This window comes from Bartonella sp. 220B, assembly GCF_026930205.1.
Lineage (GTDB): Bacteria > Pseudomonadota > Alphaproteobacteria > Rhizobiales > Rhizobiaceae > Bartonella.
In genome coordinates this window covers 1-2,045 of sequence record NZ_JANHOI010000046.1, presented here as the reverse complement: position 1 = coordinate 2,045, position 2,045 = coordinate 1, and the positions used below count along the sequence as shown (strand labels likewise).

At 36.9% G+C, this 2,045-nt stretch carries 1 protein-coding gene; it reads right to left on the bottom strand.

Going from position 1 to position 2,045, the window contains the following annotated elements; all coding sequences use genetic code 11:
* Positions 1 to 505 precede the first annotated feature (505 nt).
* On the bottom strand, positions 506 to 2,045 hold a 1,540-nt coding region (locus tag NPX99_RS08565), incomplete at its 5' end, for a YfjI family protein (RefSeq protein WP_269031410.1).

Sequence of the window (2,045 nt, the reverse complement as noted above, 5' to 3'; positions counted from 1 at the left end):
GGTACCCGAAAAGCCATAAAATGCGTCAAAAAATTTAACAAGATGCATTTATAAACAGCCTATAAACAGCAAACTACTGAAATTTGCTATTCATTTTATGGGAAATTAAAACAAATTCGATATGTGCTTTTAAGAGTTCAAATATGCAATTTTGAAGCATTTTGTAATATATTTCATTTGACGTTATGAAGGGGGGGATAAAACTTCAAAACCTCCTCAAAACATATATCATTAATTGTATTTGCAGGTTGTATTATGGAAATAGGTTGTTTTGAAGGATTTTAAAAATCTTAACATATTGAAAAGTAATATTTTTATTTTTTAATGTTTTTTCTTTAAAAACAAAGTTTCAAAACTCAAAACCTATGGCAATAACTGTATTTCTGTTTTTAAGAGTGAGAGTGTTCAGAAAACAAAACCCTCAAAGATAACTTATGAACCATTGTTCTTGGTGCTCTAAGATTTTGAGGGTTTGAAAGATCAAAGAATGAAAATTCTCATCGTTTTATTGTCTTGTATTCTTGTTTTTTATCAAAGGATGCCATTCATAGCGTATGGTAGGACGCCCACCTGTTAGGTTTTTCGTTCCAGAGATTTCACGAATGTGGTTTGAACGGCATAACAACTCCAAAGCTTTTTGAATAATGCTATGCTCTGTTAAATCTGTCCAATGACGTTGGTGAATATCGCGTAAGGTAAAAATATCAGGTAAGCAGTCACAACGCTTTACAATCAATTTTGCACCCCCTTGCACAGATGCATTGCCGGCAGCATAAAGTCTTTTTACATGACTCAACAAATAGTTTTCCCAACGCAATGCTGTTTTGAGAGAAGAGAGAGTGATTTCAAAACGTCCTCCTTTGACAAGTTCAAAAATCAAAGCAAGGGTTGGTATGGTTTTGGGCATTTTTAAAAGATATGCTTGTAAGGATTCAGAGAGATCATTCCTTCTGATTTCTCTATGAAGCTTTTCCCACCATTCACGAAAGAGTTCTTGTGCATCGGGAGAAAAACGCATCACAATCGGGTGTTCAGGTGATCCCAAGGGTTTATCCCGAAAAGAACGAAAAAACTCTTCATAGTCTTTATAGGCATCTTTTAAGGGAGGTCTATCTTTCCATTTCCAATCTTGGTTTTCATCGGGCCACACAATCATTTGAAAACGTTGCAAGAAACCATCATCTCCTTTTCCATATAAAGCATGACGGATAAAATGGAGAATGCGCGTAGGTTGGATTGTTCCGATTATAGAGAGCGTTGCATTGGAAATGTAGATTGTTCCACGCCCAATACGGTCATAGAAAAAATAACCATCCCCATTAAAAGCTTCTAAATAAAAAGCACGGTCTGTTTGATATTCTTTACGTTCCATGTTTGTTAAAAAACCGGATAACTCATCTCGTATCATCAATAATCCACGGGGGTTCTCATTGAGTAATTCCCCAAGCTTTTCTACCGTTGTATCATTGACAATAAAACGAGAGATGCAATCATCTTGTTGATTGTCTTTAAAAAGGATTTCCGACAAAAGAGCACGGGCAGCTTCAGAATCTCCTTTTTTAAGAGCTTTAGAAGCTTGTTTTTTCTTTTCTTTCTGATTGAGCTCCTCAAGAATTTCTTCAATTTTTGCTCGTTTTTTTTGTTTTTTCCATTCTTGATACCATTCCTTTTGCAGGTGAGCGATAGGTGTTAAAGCCGCTTGCATGGCAGGTGTTTTCAGAGCAGAAGGGTTGCCAATAATGGCACCCCACAGATTAGGGACAATCTTCCAATCATTACTATGCTGTTTTGGAGCTATGCGAACTCCATTACCAATAAGGGCAGCTAACCCACACAAGGCAGAAACGGCAACGAAATCGACAGGGGATTGTTGACGGTCAGCAATGCCATAAATATAATTTCCCAATGCTGTTGGAACTTGTGTAGCCTGAAAAGGCACAACCGGTAAAAGAGCACTGCTAATCGGTTTTAATTCGCCCCAACCAATTTGTTGTAATGCCACTTCATAAGGAATGGCTTGTAAACAAGCATGGTTCTTTAAAGAG